The following is a 15,271-nucleotide window of genomic DNA, read 5'->3' on the forward strand; positions in this document are numbered from 1 at the left end:
GCCCCGGTCGAGCCTTCGGGAGCCGGGTCGGCCGAGTCAGCCGGAGAGGGTGTCCTCGTCCACGATGTGCATCGCCGCCTCCTCGGCGGAGGCGGCGGCCCCGTCGATGCCCACGTCGCTGGCGATCAGCCCGCTCTCCTCGTCCTCGTGCGCGCCCTCGTCGGGAGCGACGAGGCGACCGGAGCGCAGGGCGCCCACCTCGTTGTCCAGGGGTTCACCGTCGGTGTCCTGGGAGTCGCCGATACCGTCCCCGTCGGGGTAGGCGATGTCCGGGAGTTCCTCGGCGAGGCGCTGCTCCAGGCTCTCGCCGCGCAGCCGCTCGGCCGCGGTCACCCCGGTGTGCTCCACCGCCCAGGGGCGCTCCGGCGGGGACCAGCCCCGGTCGAGCGGGTCGGGCACACCGTCGGCGAGCAGGGTGTCCTCGGCGTCCAGCAGCCCCGCGTCGTCCTGGACCTCGGATCCGTCTGGCTGGTAGACGTCGTCTCCCCAGCCGCCGACTCTGTCCACGGGTACCTCCAGTGGTGGGACGGGCCCGGTGCCACCGTTCGGCGACGGTGGGCGCGCGGACCGCTGGGCGACGGCCCGGACCCCGTGAACCGGGCGGTTCACGGGCGTCCCCCGAATCAGTGCCCACCACCAGCCTTCCACTCGCGTTCGGCAAAGCGCAACGGCAGCGGCTCGGCGGCCGCCGGACCAGTGGGCCGCTACCCGCTTCCGGCGCCCGCCTCGCGCGCCAGCCGGGGCGCCGCGGGGTGTCACACGGCCCCGCGGTCGCTCGCGGGCAGGGACCGGGTCGGATGCTCCTCCCCGCCGCGGCCCACCGCACCCGTGCCGGGCCCGCCCGTGCGACCTCCGACCGGACGGGGCCCGCGCGGGCGACTCCCGGCCGTGCTCGGCCCGAGCGTGCGGCTGTCAGCCGTGCGTGGCCCGAGTGCGCGACCGTCGGCCGTGCTCGGCCCGAGCGTGCGGCCGTCAGCCGTACTCGGGCCGAGCACGCGGCCGTCAGCCGTGCCACGACCTCCACAGGGCCGCGTACGCGCCGTCCGCCTCGACCAGCTGGTCGTGGCTGCCCAGCTCGCTCACCCGGCCGTTCTCGACGACGGCGATGACGTCGGCGTCATGGGCGGTGTGCAGGCGGTGCGCGATGGCGACGACGGTGCGGCCGTCGAGGACACGGGCCAGGGAGCGTTCCAGGTGGCGGGCCGCGCGCGGGTCGAGGAGCGAGGTCGCCTCGTCCAGGACCAGCGTGTGCGGGTCGGCGAGCACCAGCCGGGCCAGCGCGATCTGCTGGGCCTGCGCGGGAGTGAGCGCGAACCCGCCGGAGCCGACCTCGGTGTCCAGCCCTTCCTCCAGCGCCCGTGCCCAGGCGTCGGCGTCGACCGCGCCCAGCGCCGCCCACAGCTCGGCGTCCTGTGCGCCCGTGCGGGCGAGGAGCAGGTTGTCGCGCAGCGAGCCCACGAACACGTGGTGCTCCTGGTTGACGAGCGCCACATGGGAGCGGACGTCCTCGGCGGGCATCCGGGACAGCTCGGCGCCGCCCAGGGTGACGCGGCCGTCGCGGGGGGCGTAGATCCCGGCGAGGAGCCTGCCCAGGGTCGACTTGCCCGCACCGGAGGGGCCGACGAGGGCGAGCCGGGTGCCCGGCGCGACCTCCAGGGACACCTTGCGCAGCACGTCGACGCCCTCGCGGTACCCGAAGCGCACCTGGTCGGCGTGGACATGGCGTCCGTCGGGGGCCACGGCCGGGTCGCCCGCGTCCGGCTCGATGTCCCGCACACCGACCAGACGGGCCAGCGACACCTCGGCGACCTGCAGCTCGTCGTACCAGCGGAGGATCAGGTTGAGCGGGTCGACGAGCATCTGGGCGATCAGCGCGCCGGTGGTCAGCTGGCCGAGCCCGATCCAGCCCTGCAGCACGAACACCCCGCCGACGATCAGCACCGACCCGAGGACGGTGGTGTGCGTGACATTGATGACGGGGAACAGCACCGACCGCAGCCACAGGGTGTACCGCTCCCACGCGGTCCACTCCCGGATGCGCTGGTTCGACAGCTCGATGCGGCGCGCACCGAGCCGGTGGGCCTCGACCGTACGGCCGGCGTCCACGGTCTCCGCGAGCACGGCGGCGACGGCGGCGTACCCGGCGGACTCCGACCGGTAGGCGGAGGGCGCACGCCGGAAGTACCAGCGGCAGCCGAGCACCAGCAGGGGCAGGGCCAGCAGTACGGTCAGAGCCAGCGGGGGCGCGGTGACGGCGAGTCCGCCGAGGAGGAGGGCCACCCACACCACGCCGATGGCCAGCTGGGGCACGGCCTCGCGCATGGCGTTGCCGAGGCGGTCGATGTCGGTGGTGATGCGGGAGAGCAGGTCGCCCGTACCGGCGCGTTCCAGGACGCCCGGCGGCAGTCCGACCGACCGGACGAGGAAGTCCTCGCGCAGGTCGGCCAGCATCCGCTCACCGAGCATGGCGCCGCGCAGCCGCACCTCCCGTACGAACACGGCCTGGACGAGGAGGGCGACGACGAAGACCGTCAGCGTGAGTTCCAGATGGAGTTCGCGCGCGCCGTCGGAGACGCGTTCGACGAGGCCGCCGAGCAGGTAGGGGCCCGCCATGGAGGCGACCACGGCGATCGTGTTGACGGTGATGAGCACGGCGAAGGCCCGGCGGTGCCGGCGGAACAGTTCGGCCACGTAGGCGCGTACGGTCGCGGGGGCGCCGACGGGCAGGGTGCTCGCCGTCGTCGGGGCGGCCGGGTCGTAGGCCGGGGGCGCCACGCCGATCATGCGGTCTCCTCGATTTCTTCCAGTTCGTCCAGCACGTCGCCGAGGGCGGTCCTGCGGTCCGGCGGCCGACCCGCGAAGGCGGCCCCGGCGGCCCGCACCGCCTTCGCCTCGGGCCTGCTGGCCGAGGCGGTCTCCTCATCCGTCTCGCGGGTGACGACGGCCCGGTACCGGGGTTCGTCGCGCACCAGGTCCCGGTGGAGTCCGACCGCCGCGGCCTTGCCCTCGTGCACGAGGACGACGCGTTCGGCGAGATCCAGCAGGAGCGGCGAGGAGGTGAACACGACCGTCGTGCTCCCCGCCCGCAGCGAGCGGATGCCGTCGGCGACCCGGGCCTCGGTGTGCGAGTCGACGGCGGAGGTCGGTTCGTCCAGGACCAGTACGCCCGGGTCCGTGATCAGGGACCTGGCCAGTGCGAGGCGTTGACGCTGCCCGCCGGACAGGGACCGGCCGCGCTCGGTGATCCTCGCGTCCATCGGGTCCTCGGCGTCGAGCGAGCCCTGGACCAGGGCCTCCAGCACGTCACCGCACTGGGCGGCGGCCAGCGCCTCCTGGGCACTGACCTGGCCCGAGGCAGGGACGTCGAGGAGTTCGCGCAGCGTGCCGGAGAGCAGTACCGGGTCCTTGTCCTGGACGAGGACGGCGGTGCGCGCGGAGTCGAGGGGCAGTTCGTCGAGCGGTACGCCGTCGAGCAGCACCGAGGCGTCGCCCTCCTCGCTGCCGTGGCCGCCCAGTCGTTCCGCCAGCCGGCCGGCCGCGTCCGGGTCGCCGCACACCACCGCGGTGAGACACCCGGCGGGTGCGAGCAGACCGGTCGCCGGGTCGTACAGGTCACCGGCGGGGACGGCGGCCTCGCGGGCCCCTTCGGTGTCCGTGGCGCGCTCCAGCGACAGCACCCGGGCGGCCCTCTTGGCGGACGGACGGGAGAAGGAGTACGCCATCGCGATCTCCTCGAAGTGCCGCAGCGGATACGCGAGCAGCATGACCGCGCTGTACACGGTGACCAGTTCGCCGATCGTGATCCGGCCCTCACGGGCGAGACCCACGCCGTGCCAGACGACGGCGATCATCAGCAGCCCGGGCAGCAGCACCTGCAGCCCGGAGATGAGGGCCCACATACGGGCGCTGCGTACGGCGGCGTGCCGCACCTCCTGGGAGGCCCGGCGGTAGCGGTCGAGGAACAGGTCCTCGCCGCCGATACCGCGCAGGACGCGCAGGCCCGCCACGGTGTCGGAGGCCAGTTCGGTGGCGCGGCCCGCCTTCTCGCGTTGGAAGTCGGCCCGCCGGGTCGCGCGGGGCAGCAACGGCAGTACGGACAGGGCGAGGACGGGGACGCCGACGGCGACGACGATGCCGAGCGCGGGCTGATAGACCACCAGCCCGACACAGACGAGCACCACGGTGAGGGCCGCGGCCGTGAACCGGGAGACGGCCTCGACGAACCAGCCGATCCTCTCGACGTCACCGGTCGAGACGGCGACGATCTCACCGGCGGCCACCCGCCGTGTCAGCGCCGAGCCGAGCAGGGCGGTCTTGCGGGCCAGCAGCTGCTGGACGCGCGCGGCAGCGGTGATCCAGTTGGTGACGGCGGAGCGGTGCAGGAAGGTGTCGCCCAGCGCGATGGTGAACCCGCACAGCACCAGCACCACACCGGCGAGGGCGAGCCGGGAACCGGAGCGGTCGACCACCGCCTGGATGGCGAGGCCGACGCAGAAGGGCAGGGCGGCCACGGAGGTGAAGTGCAGCAACCCCCATGCCAGCGCCTTGAACTGTCCGCCGAGCTGATTGCGGCCGAGCCACCACAAGAATCGTGGACCGGAGCGTGCGTCGGGCACGCCCGGGTCTGCATACGGAAGGTCTTGAATCTGCATGACGTCCCAGAGGCTCGTGTCAGGGTGGGGGAGGTGAGGCGACGTGGGGAGAAAGAGGCCGTCGAGTCCGACGGCCGGCCGTTGAAGGGGCCGTCAGTCCGACGACCGGCCGTGAAAGGTTCGCGTCGCGGCACGGTCGGAAGCAAACGGTTTTCCGGCGCCGGGCAAAGTTTCGGCCTGGACCACGCGGGTGGGGCTCCGCCCGCGGCCCGGCGGACGTCTCCGTCCGGTGAGCGGTGCGACGATGGACGGCATGCGAATAGGCGGGACGATGCGGGGACGAACCGGCGAGGCGAGTGACGCGGACACACACCGAGCACACAGCGCGGACGAGTACCAAGCCCACAGCCCGGACGAGTGCCGAGTCCACGGCGCGGACGAGTTTCGGGCGCGCAACGCGCGTGCCACGAGGGGTGCGAGCCGTGTCCGGTGTGCGGTGGTGGTCTGTGGTGCGCTGGTGATGTCGCTGACGGCATGCGGCGGTTCGGGCGGCACGAACGGCGCGGCGGCGTCGGACACGGGCGCCCAGAAGTCCGGCGGGACCGGGCGTTCCGAGGCGCGGACGGTGGATCCGACCCGGATCCCGGACGTCGGCGACCGTCTCCAGAAGCAGATCCCCGCCGAGTCCCGTCAGGTCGTGGCGGTGTACGGGAAGGGCGAGGACGACGCCGACGCGACGGTCGTGCTGTACACGAAGACCGGCTCCGCCTGGAAGAAGACCCGCAGCTGGGAGGGGCACAACGGCAAGAAGGGGTGGACCACCGACCACCGGGAGGGCGACAAGCGCAGCCCCGTCGGTGTGTTCACGCTCAGCGACGCGGGCGGCGTCCTCGCCGATCCGGGCGCGAAGCTCCCGTACAGCCGGTCGGCGTCCTTCCAGGCACCGCACTACTGGGCCAAGTCGCACTGGCACGACTTCGACTATGTGATCGCCATCGACTACAACCGCGTCAAGGGCACCTCGCCGATCGACCCGACCCGCCCTAAGGGCCAGTCGAAGGGCGGCAGCATCTGGCTGCACATGGATCACGGCAGCGGTACCTCGGCCTGCGTCAGCCTCTCCAAGTCGGGGATGGAGTACCTGTTGCGCACGCTCGACCCGGCCCGGCACCCGGTGATCGTCATGGGGGACAGGGCGGCGCTGAAGGCCTGAGGAACGGCGCCCGCTTGTGGCCGGAGATCGCGTTGTGGCGGAACAGCCGGGCGCCGTAGAACTCCGGCCATGAGAAGCCGGATCTTCATGTCCATGTTCACCGGAGCGACCCTTCTGGTGGGCACCCTCCTCGGGGCCGGGACGGCCCGGTCCGCCGACGTCCCCGCCGAGTTCGGCACCGACTGGCACGACCCGGTCACCGCCGCCCCGCCCGTCACCGGGCCCGCGCACGGCAGGTCGTGCGAGGTGACGGTCGCCGAAGCCCGTTTCAAGGACTTCACCCCCTACCGCGGGACCTACACATCACCCACGGCCTGCGGGAAGAGATGGAGCAAGGTCGTCCTGCGGCTGGACGGCAAGGTGAAGGGACGTCAGTTCGACCGCCTCGGCCATCTGCGCATCGGCGGCGTCGAGGTGCTGCGGACGTCCACGCCGCAGCCCTCGCCCGACGGCATCGAGTGGTCCGTGGAGAAGGACGTCACGCGCTACGCCGAGACGCTGCGCACCACCCAGCCCGTGGAGATGCTCATCGGCAACGTCGTCGACGACACCTACACCGGCATCCTCGACGTGAAGGTCACGCTGACCTTCTACAAGGGCCGGCCCGACGTGAGGACGGCGGCGACGATCCCCGACCGCGTCCTCACCCTCCGGGACGACCACACCCTCACCACCCCGCGCAACAGCGAGCGCGTCGTCGCCGAGGTCTACGCGACCGGGTCCGGGGGCGGCTGCGAGGAGTACTGGTACCTGACGGTGCCCGCGCGGGCACCGTACTCCTGTACGGCGGACGAGGGTCCCTACCGCGAGGTGCGCATCGCGGTGGACGGGCAACCGGCCGGAATCGCCGCGCCCTTCCCGAACGTGTGGACGGGCGGATGGTCCAACCCCTTCCTCTGGTACGTCGTCCCCGGGCCCCGGGCCTTCGACGTCCAGCCCCTGCGCTACGACCTGACTCCCTTCGCGGGCCTGCTCAACGACGGCCGCCCCCACCGGATCGAGGTGTCCGTCGTCGGCGTGCCCGAGGGGCGGACCGGCTGGAGCACTCCGGTGAACGTCCTGGTCTGGCAGGACGAGGGGAGCGAGCGCGTCACCGGCGCCCTGACGAAGGCGGAGACGGGCGACCTCGCCACCTCGTCCACGTACACGCCCGGCGCGGAGCACCGCGTCGACACCCGGGGCGGCGACCGGCTGACCGTCGCCGGGTACGTGGACACGTCGCACGGCCGGGTGACGACGACCGTGCGGCGGAGTCTCGCCCACACCTCCACGCACACCTGGGCCGACGGTGAGAACCCCGACGCGCTCGACGCGCGGTGGAGCGACGACGAGACGGTCACCGTCGACGGGCGCGGTCCGGCCCGGACGACGCGCGTGCAGCGGTCGTACACGATGGACGGAACGACGACGCTCGGCGCGGGCGACCGACTGCGGACCGTGCTCAGGCTCGGCGACCGGGCGAGGACCACCGAGCTGTGGGGCGGGCGGCGCACGGCGTGGTCCCGGCTGGACGACACCTACACGGGGGACGCCACGTACACGGCGAACGTGCCGCGCGACCAGCGGCACGCGGTCGGCACGACCGGCGAGCGCTTCCGGAGGTACGGATCGGACGGCTGCTACGACCGGTCGCTGGTCTCCGTGCAGGGAGTGCTGACGGAGGACCGGATGGGCTGTTGACGCCGAATGCGTGCGATGTGACGTCTGTTCGATGATTTACCGCGACGAAACACGGCGGTCTTCCTCGCGTGCGGCGACTCCTCGATAGTGATCAACGCGGAAGAAATTTTCCGCATGACAGAAAGTTCCTTCGGAGGAGTGTTCGTGCCGCAGTCCGTACCGTCCCTGCCGCGTCGCGTCGCACGCATGCTGCGTACCTCGCTCTTCGCACAAGTCGGAGTGGCGCTTGTGCTCGGAATCGTCGTCGGAAGGCTGTGGCCGGACACGGCCACGACCTTCCAGCCGCTCGGCGACGGTTTCATCCGTCTGATCAAGACGGTCATCTCGCCGCTGGTGTTCTGCGTGGTCGTCGTCGGTATCGCCAAGGCCGGCAATCTCAGGGCCTTCGGGCGGATCGGGCTCAAGGCCCTGATCTGGTTCGAGGTGGCCTCGACGGCGGCGCTGCTCATCGGCCTGATCGCCGCCAACCTCGTCGGCCCCGGTTCGGGCATGAACGTCGACCCCTCGAAGCTCGACGCCTCGGCGGTCGACGCGAAGACAGCGGGCGGCGACCTGCCGACGACGGGCGAGTTCATCCTGAACGCGCTGCCGCAGAGCGCGATCGGCGCGTTCGCCGAGAACTCGCTGCTCCAGGTGCTCGTGCTCGCATGCCTCGTCGGTGCCGCGCTGCTGCACCTCGGCCACACCAAGGTGCCCAAGATCCTGCCCGCCGTCGAGCAGGCCCAGGAGGTCATCTTCGCGATCGTCGGCTTCGTCATGAAGCTGGCCCCGCTCGCCGTGTTCGGCGCGATGGTCCACCTGGTCGGCGAGTACGGCCTCGGTGTGATGAAGACCTACGCCAAGCTGATCGTCCTCTGCTACGCCGTCGCGCTCGTCTTCCTCGTGCTGCTGGGTGTCGCGCTGAAGCTGATGACCGGGCTGAGTCTGTGGAAGTTCGTCCGCTACACCCGGGCGGAGATGCTGCTGGCGCTGGGCACCGCCTCCAGCGAGAGCGTCATGCCGCGCATGATGCAGAAGCTGCGGCAGGCCGGCGCCCGCGACGACGCGGTGGGTCTGGTGCTGCCCACCGGGTATTCCTTCAACCTCGACGGCGCGTCCATCTATCTCTCCATCGGCACGCTCTTCATCGCGCAGGCCGTGGGCGTGGACCTCAGTCCGAGCCAGCAGATCACGGTCATCCTGGTGCTGATGCTGACCAGCAAGGGCATGGCCGGCATCCCCGGTTCGGCGTTCCTCGCCCTGTCGGCCACGGCGTCCTCGCTCGGCGCCATCCCCGCCGGAGCCGTCGCGCTCCTGCTCGGGGTCGACCGCATCATGGACTCGATGCGTGTCGTCACCAACCTCCTCGGCAACTGCGTCGCCGTCTTCGCGGTGTCGAAGTGGGAAGGGGCGCTGGACACCGACCGGGCGAAGAGGATGCTCGACGGGGAACTCCAGTTCGTGGAGGAGGACGACGAGCCCATCGCGGCAGCGGCCACGGACGCAGACCCCACGGACGCGGACGCGGCCACGGACGCGCCCGCCCGGCTCCTGCCCGCAGCCGCCGCGCCCCCGCTCACCAAGGCCGAGGCGAGGGAGCCCGCACCCGAGGTGAGCTGACGCCCGTCCGGCGGCTGCCCGTCCCGCGGCTGCCCGTCCGGGCGGCTGCCCGTCCCGCGACCGTGCGCGTGCCACCCGCGCGTACGACCGGCTGATGCGTCTCACCTGGGCGGATGCAACTCGCTCATACGAAAGGCCCGGTGCTGCACTCGCGCCGGGCCTTTTCACGCGCCCGGCGAGTCAGCAGCGCCGCTCCGCCACCGGCGCCCCGTCGATCAGGGTGTCGAGCAGCCCGCCGAGCACCCCCCGCTGGTCGTCGGACAGCGGTGCCAGGATCTCCTCCGCCGCCGACCGCCGCGCGTGGTGCAGTTCCCGCAGCACCTTGCGGCCCTCGTCCGTGACCTCTATCCGGATCACCCGGCGGTTGGTGGGATCCGGTACCCGGCGCACCCGGCCGCTCTCCTCCAGCGCGTCGACCAGTGTGGTCACGGCCCGGGGCACGACCTCCAGCCGCTCGGCCAGATCGGCCATGCGCGGGGGTGTGTCGTAGTGCGCCAGGGTGCGCAGCAGCCGGGACTGCGCCGGCGTGATCTCCAACCCGCTCTGCTGGAGGTGGCGCCTCTGGATGCGGTGCACGCGGCGGGTGAGCCGCAGCAACTGCTCGGCGAGCGGTCCGTCGGCGTCGGGGGTGGTCATACGGGAACAATATCAGGACCATGTTCATTGTGAGTATAGGTAACAATGAGCTAGGCTCCGTGAGCCGGTCCACAGCTCGTCCGTCCCGCCTCCCTCACCTCCCGTAGGAGCCCATGCGTCCCGACCACGAACCCACCTGGGTGCCGTCCGGCCCCGCGCCGGAACAGCCACGACAGGTACGCCGCATCCTGAAACTCTTCCGCCCCTACCGCGGCCGGCTCGCGATCGTCGGCCTGCTCGTCGGGGCCGCCTCGCTCGCGTCGGTCGCCACCCCGTTTCTCCTCAAGGAGATACTCGATACCGCGATCCCCGAGGGCCGCACCGGTCTGCTGAGCCTGCTCGCGCTGGGAATGATCCTGAGCGCGGTCCTCACCAGCATCTTCGGCGTCCTGCAGACCCTGATCTCGACGACCGTCGGTCAGCGCGTCATGCACGATCTGCGCACCGCCGTCTACGGCCGGCTGCAGCGCATGTCGCTCGCCTTCTTCACCCGGACCCGCACCGGCGAGGTCCAGTCCCGCATCGCCAACGACATCGGCGGCATGCAGGCGACCGTCACCTCCACCGCGACCTCGCTGGTCTCCAACACCACCAGTGTGGTCGCCACCGTCGTCGCGATGGTCGCCCTGGACTGGCGGCTCACCGTCGTCACCCTGCTCCTGCTGCCGCTGTTCGTGTGGATAAGCCGCCGGGTCGGCAACGAACGCAAGAAGATCACCACGCAGCGCCAGAACCAGATGGCCGCCATGGCCGCGACGGTCACCGAGTCGCTGTCCGTCAGCGGCATCCTGCTCGGACGCACGATGGGCCGCGCCGACTCGCTCACCAAGTCCTTCGCCGAGGAGTCCGAGGGGCTCGTCGACCTGGAGGTCAGGTCCAACATGGCCGGGCGCTGGCGGATGGCCGTCATCACCGTCGTCATGTCCGCGATGCCCGCCGTCATCTACTGGAGTGCCGGTGTCGCCCTGCAGTTGGGCGGCCCGTCCGTCTCGGTCGGCACACTCGTGGCCTTCGTCTCGCTCCAGCAGAACCTGTTCCGGCCGACCGTGAGCCTGCTGTCCACCGGCGTCCAGATCCAGGCCTCGCTCGCCCTCTTCCAGCGCATCTTCGAGTACCTCGACCTGCCCATCGACATCACCGAGTCCGAGAACCCCGTCCATCTCGACCGGGTCAAGGGAGAAGTCCGCTTCGAGAACGTCGAGTTCCGCTACGACGCCGACCACGGCGACCCTGCCGGCCGCGGTGCCGGGGAGCGCGGCGAGCGCGGCGAGCGTGGTGGCGAAGGCCGTCGCCGCCCGATCCTCGACGGCATCGACCTCACCGTCCCGGCCGGCGGCAGCCTCGCCGTCGTAGGGCCTACCGGAGCCGGAAAGTCCACGCTCGGCGCTCTGGTGCCGAGGCTGTACGACGTCACGGGCGGCCGGGTCACCCTCGACGGGGTCGACGTGCGGGACCTGGACTTCGACACGCTGGCCCGTGGCGTCGGAGTCGTCTCCCAGGAGACGTACCTCTTCCACGCCTCGGTCGCCGACAACCTGCGCTTCGCCAAGCCGGACGCCACCGACGAGGAACTGCACGCGGCGGCGCGGGCGGCCCAGATCCACGACCACATCGCGGCACTGCCCGACGGTTACGACACCGTCGTCGGCGAACGCGGACACCGCTTCTCCGGCGGGGAGAAGCAGCGTCTCGCCATCGCCCGCACCATCCTGCGCGACCCGCCGGTCCTCATCCTCGACGAGGCGACCAGCGCCCTCGACACCCGCACCGAACACGCCGTGCAGCAGGCCATCGACGCGCTCTCCGCCAACCGCACCACCGTCACCATCGCCCACCGCCTCTCCACGGTCCGGGACGCCGACCAGATCGTCGTCCTGGATGCCGGCCGCGCGGTGGAGCGCGGTACGCACGAGGAGCTGATGCGGCGGGGCGGCCGGTACGCGGCCCTGGTGCGTCGGGACGCGCGGCTGACGCCGGGGCGTGAGGTGGTCGAGGTGCCGAAACTGGAGCCGACAAGATGAAGATATGCGAGGCTATGCCGGATTTGAGGTGATATGCGGGTTACCGTGCCCGCATGCAGATGAACACTCCGCCACGGAGCACGATTCGACTGACGCGTCGGGGCCAGGCCGCCCTCATCGCGGCCGGGGCCGTCGTGGCGGCCACCGCCGTGGCGGTGCCGCTGCTGAGCGTGGAGAGCGGTGGTGGCGCGGACGAGCGCCCCACGTCACTGGTCATCCCGGAGGGCTGGCGCTCCGGCCAGGTCTACGAAGCCGTCGACAAGGCCCTCGCCCTGCCCGCGGGAACGACCAGGAAGTCCCTGTCCAAGGCCGAGCTGACGCTACCGGACGACGCCGAGGGCAACCCCGAGGGCTACCTCTTCCCGGCGACCTATCCCGTGCGGGAGAAGGCGACCCCCGAATCCCTGCTGGCCTCCATGGTCGAGACCGCGAACAAGAGGTTCAACGGCGGGCAGGTCACGGCCGGGGCCCAGCGCAACGCGATGAACGTCTACCAGGCGGTCACGATCGCGAGCATCATCCAGGCCGAGGCGGCCACCGAGAAGGACATGGGCCGGGTGGCCCGGGTCATCTTCAACCGGCTGGAGCGCGGGATGCCGCTGCAGATGGACTCCACCATCAACTACGCGCTGAACCGCTCCACGCTGGACACCAGCGTGAACGACACGAAGATCGACAGCCCGTACAACTCCTACCGGCGCATGGGCCTGCCCCCCACGCCGATCGCCAACCCGGGCGTGGCCGCGATGCGCGCGGCGGTCAACCCGACGTCGGGCGACTGGCTGTACTTCGTCACGGTCAAGCAGGGCGACACCCGCTTCACGGCGAACTACCAGGAACACCTGCGCAACGTCGCCGAGTTCAACCAGAACCGGAGGAGGCCGTCGCCGTCCCTCGCGTCGACCCCGCCTCCTTCGCAGGCGGCCGGCTGACTCCCGTCCCGCCGGGTCGGGACGTCAGACGGCGGCCACCGGCTCGCCCGCCAGCAGCCGCCTGATGTCCCGTACCGCCGCCCGGCCGGCACGGTTGGCGCCGATGGTGCTCGCCGAGGGGCCGTAGCCGACCAGATGGACCCGGGGGTCGGCGAGCGCGCGGGTGCCGTCGACGCGGATACCGCCGCCGGGCTCACGCAGCCGCAGCGGCGCCAGATGGTCGACGGCGGCGCGGAAGCCGGTCGCCCAGAGGATGACGTCGGCGTCCACACGGCGGCCGTCGTCCCACTCCACGCCGTCGGGAGTGATCCGGTCGAACATCGGCAGCCGGTCCAGGACGCCGTCCGCGATGCCCTGCCGGACGGCGTCGTTGAGCGGCAGGCCCGTCACCGACACCACGCTCTTGGGCGGCAGTCCCTGCCGCACCCGCTCCTCCACCATGGCCACGGCCGCCCGTCCCGCGCCCTCGTCGAACGGTCCCTCACGGAAGACGGGCGGGCGCCGCGTCACCCAGGTCGTCGCGGCGGCGTACGGAGCGATCTCCAGCAGGTGCTGCGTGCCGGACGCGCCCCCGCCCACCACGACCACCCGCAGCCCCGCGAACTCCTCGGGCCCCGGGTACTGGGCGGTGTGCAACTGCCGCCCCCGGAAGGTCTCCTGGCCGGGGTAGCGCGGCCAGAAGGGCCGGTCCCAGGTGCCCGTCGCGTTGATCAGCGCCCGCGTCGACCACATCCCGTCCGAGGTCTCCACCAGCAGCCGGCCGCCCTCGCCCTCGCGCACCGCGCGCACGTCCACGGGGCGCCGTACCCGCAGGTCGAAGGTCTGCTCGTACGAGTCGAAGTACGCGCTGACGACCTCGGCGGACGGTCGTGCCGGGTCGGCTCCCGTCAGCTCCATGCCGGGCAGCGCGTGCATCCCGTGCACCTTGCCGTACGTCAGCGAGGGCCAGCGGAACTGCCAGGCGCCGCCCGGGCCGGGGGAGTGGTCCAGCACCACGAAGTCCCGCTCCGGCTCGAAGCCGGTCCGGCGCAGGTGGTAGGCGCCTGCCAGACCTGCCTGGCCGGCGCCGATGACGACTACCTCGACCTCGCGCGTGTTGTTCACGTTTCTACGAACAGTGGCGAGGGTGCGGATCTTCCCCGCGTGCGGGTGCGATCAGGCACACCAGCCGCACCGAGCACCCCCAGACCCAGGGCCGGGCCGGCCGCTCCCGCGCCGCGCCCCCGGGGTGCGCGAGGATGGAGGCATGTCCGACGCCTTCACCACCCGAGTCCTGAACATCGCCTCCGGATCCCGCGAGCGGGTCGTCGACCTGACCCGCGACTGTGAGGAGTTCCTCCGCGAGGCGGCGGCCGGGCGGGACGGCCTGCTCAACGTCTTCGTCCCTCACGCCACCGCCGGCATCGCCGTCATCGAGACGGGCGCCGGCAGCGACGACGACCTCCTCGCCGCCCTCCGCACCCTTCTCCCCGCCGACGACCGCTGGCAACACCGCCACGGCAGCCCCGGCCACGGCCGCGACCACGTCCTCCCGGCCTTCGTGCCACCCCACGCCACCCTGCCGGTCGTCGACGGGCGGCTGGAACTGGGCACTTGGCAGTCGGTGTGCCTGGTGGACACCAACCGCGACAACCCGAACCGTCAGGTCCGGTTGAGCTTCCTCGGTGGACACTCCTGAGGTGTGAGATCAACGTCAGACCTCGTCGAGCGTCGCGGGACCGCCGAGCAGGGCGGTACCGTCGACGACCCGGCCTTCGGCCACGCGGTTGAGGAATGCCGCCGTGCGGGCGGCGGCTTCGGTTGCTCCGGGGCGAAGCCTGTGGCGATCTGCCAGGCGTGGGTCATCTCCGGCCACACCTCCATCTCCACGTGCACTCCTGCCCGTGCCGCTCTCGCCGCCGGCTCGAGTGAGTCGTCCGGCAGCATCTCGGCGCTCGACACCTGGACGAGGCGTCCACCCTCTGGCTCTGCACTCCCCGCACGTGGGCGGCCCCGAGGGTTCCGCTGAGCAGCGGGTCCTCGGAGAAGTACTCGAAGTCGCGGCCGCACAGCGGGGAGCGCTTGATGTTCACGCCGGGACCGAGCAGGACGTCCACACCCAGGTGCCGGGCCTCGCGGTCGAGGGCTTCACCGAGTCGGCGCAGGAGGTCCGGGTCCCAACTGGAGGCCAGGGCCACAGCGCGCGGGAAGCAGCGACTCCGGTGACCACGGTTCCCGCCAGCAGCGCCGGGATCCCGGCGATGATCCAGGGCTTGCGCCTGCCCAGGCGCGCGGTGGTGTTGTCGCCCAGGACCCCGATGACGACACCGGCCACGATGCTCACCAGTGTGCCCACCCCGACCACCAGGCCGAGGCTCCTGGTCCTGCCGTCCGGGTCGACGTCCTCCAGCCGGATCGCGAGCGACACCAGCAGCGGGCTCATCACGGCCGGATACAGGCCCAGGTGGGCGATGACGTAGAGCGTGATGAACCGTCGGCCGACCGGGGCGGGAGCGTCGGACGCTGCCTCGGGCACGGCTGCCCGAGCGGGGAGCTGGGCTGAGCGGTGGGACATGGCGGCCTCCGGCCCGGTCGGGCGTGTTCACGCGAGGGTGGGGT

At 71.8% G+C, this 15,271-nt stretch carries 13 protein-coding genes and 1 pseudogene; 6 read left to right on the plus strand and 8 right to left on the minus strand.

The window, feature by feature from the left end; all coding sequences use genetic code 11:
• Nucleotides 1–36: 36 nt before the first annotated feature.
• From PYR72_RS41005 to PYR72_RS41015, 3 genes are all read right to left on the minus strand, one after another.
• Nucleotides 37–507 carry a DUF5709 domain-containing protein gene (locus PYR72_RS41005; RefSeq protein WP_013005413.1) on the minus strand — a complete coding sequence of 157 codons (471 nt, stop codon included), beginning with the start codon at nt 505–507 and terminating at the stop codon, nt 37–39.
• A 495-nt stretch (nt 508–1,002) separates the two neighbouring features.
• Nucleotides 1,003–2,784 carry an ABC transporter ATP-binding protein gene (locus PYR72_RS41010; protein ID WP_275459981.1) on the minus strand — a complete coding sequence of 594 codons (1,782 nt, stop codon included), beginning with the start codon at nt 2,782–2,784 and terminating at the stop codon, nt 1,003–1,005.
• On the minus strand, nt 2,781–4,652 hold the full coding sequence (locus PYR72_RS41015) for an ABC transporter ATP-binding protein (RefSeq protein ID WP_275459982.1): 1,872 nt from the start codon (nt 4,650–4,652) through the stop codon (nt 2,781–2,783). Before PYR72_RS41015 ends, PYR72_RS41010 begins: the two co-directional genes overlap by 4 nt.
• A 460-nt stretch (nt 4,653–5,112) precedes the next feature.
• On the opposite strand from PYR72_RS41015, the gene PYR72_RS41020 reads away from it, so the two are divergent.
• From PYR72_RS41020 to PYR72_RS41030, 3 genes are all read left to right on the plus strand, one after another.
• Complete coding sequence (locus PYR72_RS41020; protein ID WP_275459983.1) at nt 5,113–5,805, plus strand: hypothetical protein; 693 nt, start codon at nt 5,113–5,115, stop codon at nt 5,803–5,805.
• 69 nt (nt 5,806–5,874) lie between these two features.
• Nucleotides 5,875–7,485, plus strand: a complete 1,611-nt coding sequence (locus PYR72_RS41025) for a peptide-N4-asparagine amidase (RefSeq protein WP_275459984.1) — start codon at nt 5,875–5,877, stop codon at nt 7,483–7,485.
• A gap of 144 nt (nt 7,486–7,629) precedes the next feature.
• Entirely contained in the window at nt 7,630–9,084 is a 1,455-nt protein-coding gene (locus PYR72_RS41030) for a cation:dicarboxylase symporter family transporter (RefSeq protein ID WP_275460651.1), read from the plus strand.
• Between the two features lie 180 nt (nt 9,085–9,264).
• Here the strand turns inward: PYR72_RS41030 and PYR72_RS41035 are convergent, their stop codons facing one another.
• On the minus strand, nt 9,265–9,720 hold the full coding sequence (locus tag PYR72_RS41035; RefSeq protein WP_275459985.1) for a MarR family transcriptional regulator: 456 nt from the start codon (nt 9,718–9,720) through the stop codon (nt 9,265–9,267).
• 113 nt (nt 9,721–9,833) lie between these two features.
• Here PYR72_RS41035 and PYR72_RS41040 point away from each other — a divergent pair, with 113 nt between their 5' ends.
• Complete coding sequence (locus tag PYR72_RS41040; protein ID WP_275459986.1) at nt 9,834–11,741, plus strand: ABC transporter ATP-binding protein; 1,908 nt, start codon at nt 9,834–9,836, stop codon at nt 11,739–11,741.
• A gap of 53 nt (nt 11,742–11,794) precedes the next feature.
• Nucleotides 11,795–12,673 carry an endolytic transglycosylase MltG gene (gene mltG / locus PYR72_RS41045; RefSeq protein ID WP_275459987.1) on the plus strand — a complete coding sequence of 293 codons (879 nt, stop codon included), beginning with the start codon at nt 11,795–11,797 and terminating at the stop codon, nt 12,671–12,673.
• Between the two features lie 24 nt (nt 12,674–12,697).
• Here the strand turns inward: mltG and PYR72_RS41050 are convergent, their stop codons facing one another.
• Complete coding sequence (locus tag PYR72_RS41050) at nt 12,698–13,777, minus strand: NAD(P)-binding domain-containing protein (protein ID WP_275459988.1); 1,080 nt, start codon at nt 13,775–13,777, stop codon at nt 12,698–12,700.
• Nucleotides 13,778–13,919: 142 nt separating this feature from the next.
• Between PYR72_RS41050 and PYR72_RS41055 the strand changes: the two genes are divergently transcribed.
• Nucleotides 13,920–14,351: a secondary thiamine-phosphate synthase enzyme YjbQ gene (locus tag PYR72_RS41055; RefSeq protein ID WP_275459989.1), complete on the plus strand. Its 432-nt coding sequence runs from the start codon at nt 13,920–13,922 to the stop codon at nt 14,349–14,351.
• 15 nt (nt 14,352–14,366) lie between these two features.
• Here PYR72_RS41055 and PYR72_RS41060 read toward each other — a convergent pair whose 3' ends face one another.
• The 3 genes and pseudogenes from PYR72_RS41060 to PYR72_RS41070 form a co-directional block, all read right to left on the minus strand.
• A complete protein-coding gene (locus tag PYR72_RS41060) occupies nt 14,367–14,528 on the minus strand; it encodes a hypothetical protein (RefSeq protein WP_275459990.1) in 162 nt (53 codons plus the stop codon).
• Nucleotides 14,529–14,619: 91 nt separating this feature from the next.
• A pseudogene (locus PYR72_RS41065) lies at nt 14,620–14,850 on the minus strand (glycoside hydrolase family 3 N-terminal domain-containing protein); the annotation flags it as partial.
• Nucleotides 14,742–15,227, minus strand: a complete 486-nt coding sequence (locus tag PYR72_RS41070; protein ID WP_275459991.1) for a hypothetical protein — start codon at nt 15,225–15,227, stop codon at nt 14,742–14,744. The gene PYR72_RS41070 and the pseudogene PYR72_RS41065, both read right to left, overlap by 109 nt.
• Between the last annotated feature and the right edge of the window lie 44 nt (nt 15,228–15,271).

This window comes from Streptomyces sp. VNUA24 (assembly GCF_029167005.1).
In the GTDB taxonomy this organism is placed as follows: Bacteria; Actinomycetota; Actinomycetes; order Streptomycetales; family Streptomycetaceae; genus Streptomyces; species Streptomyces scabiei.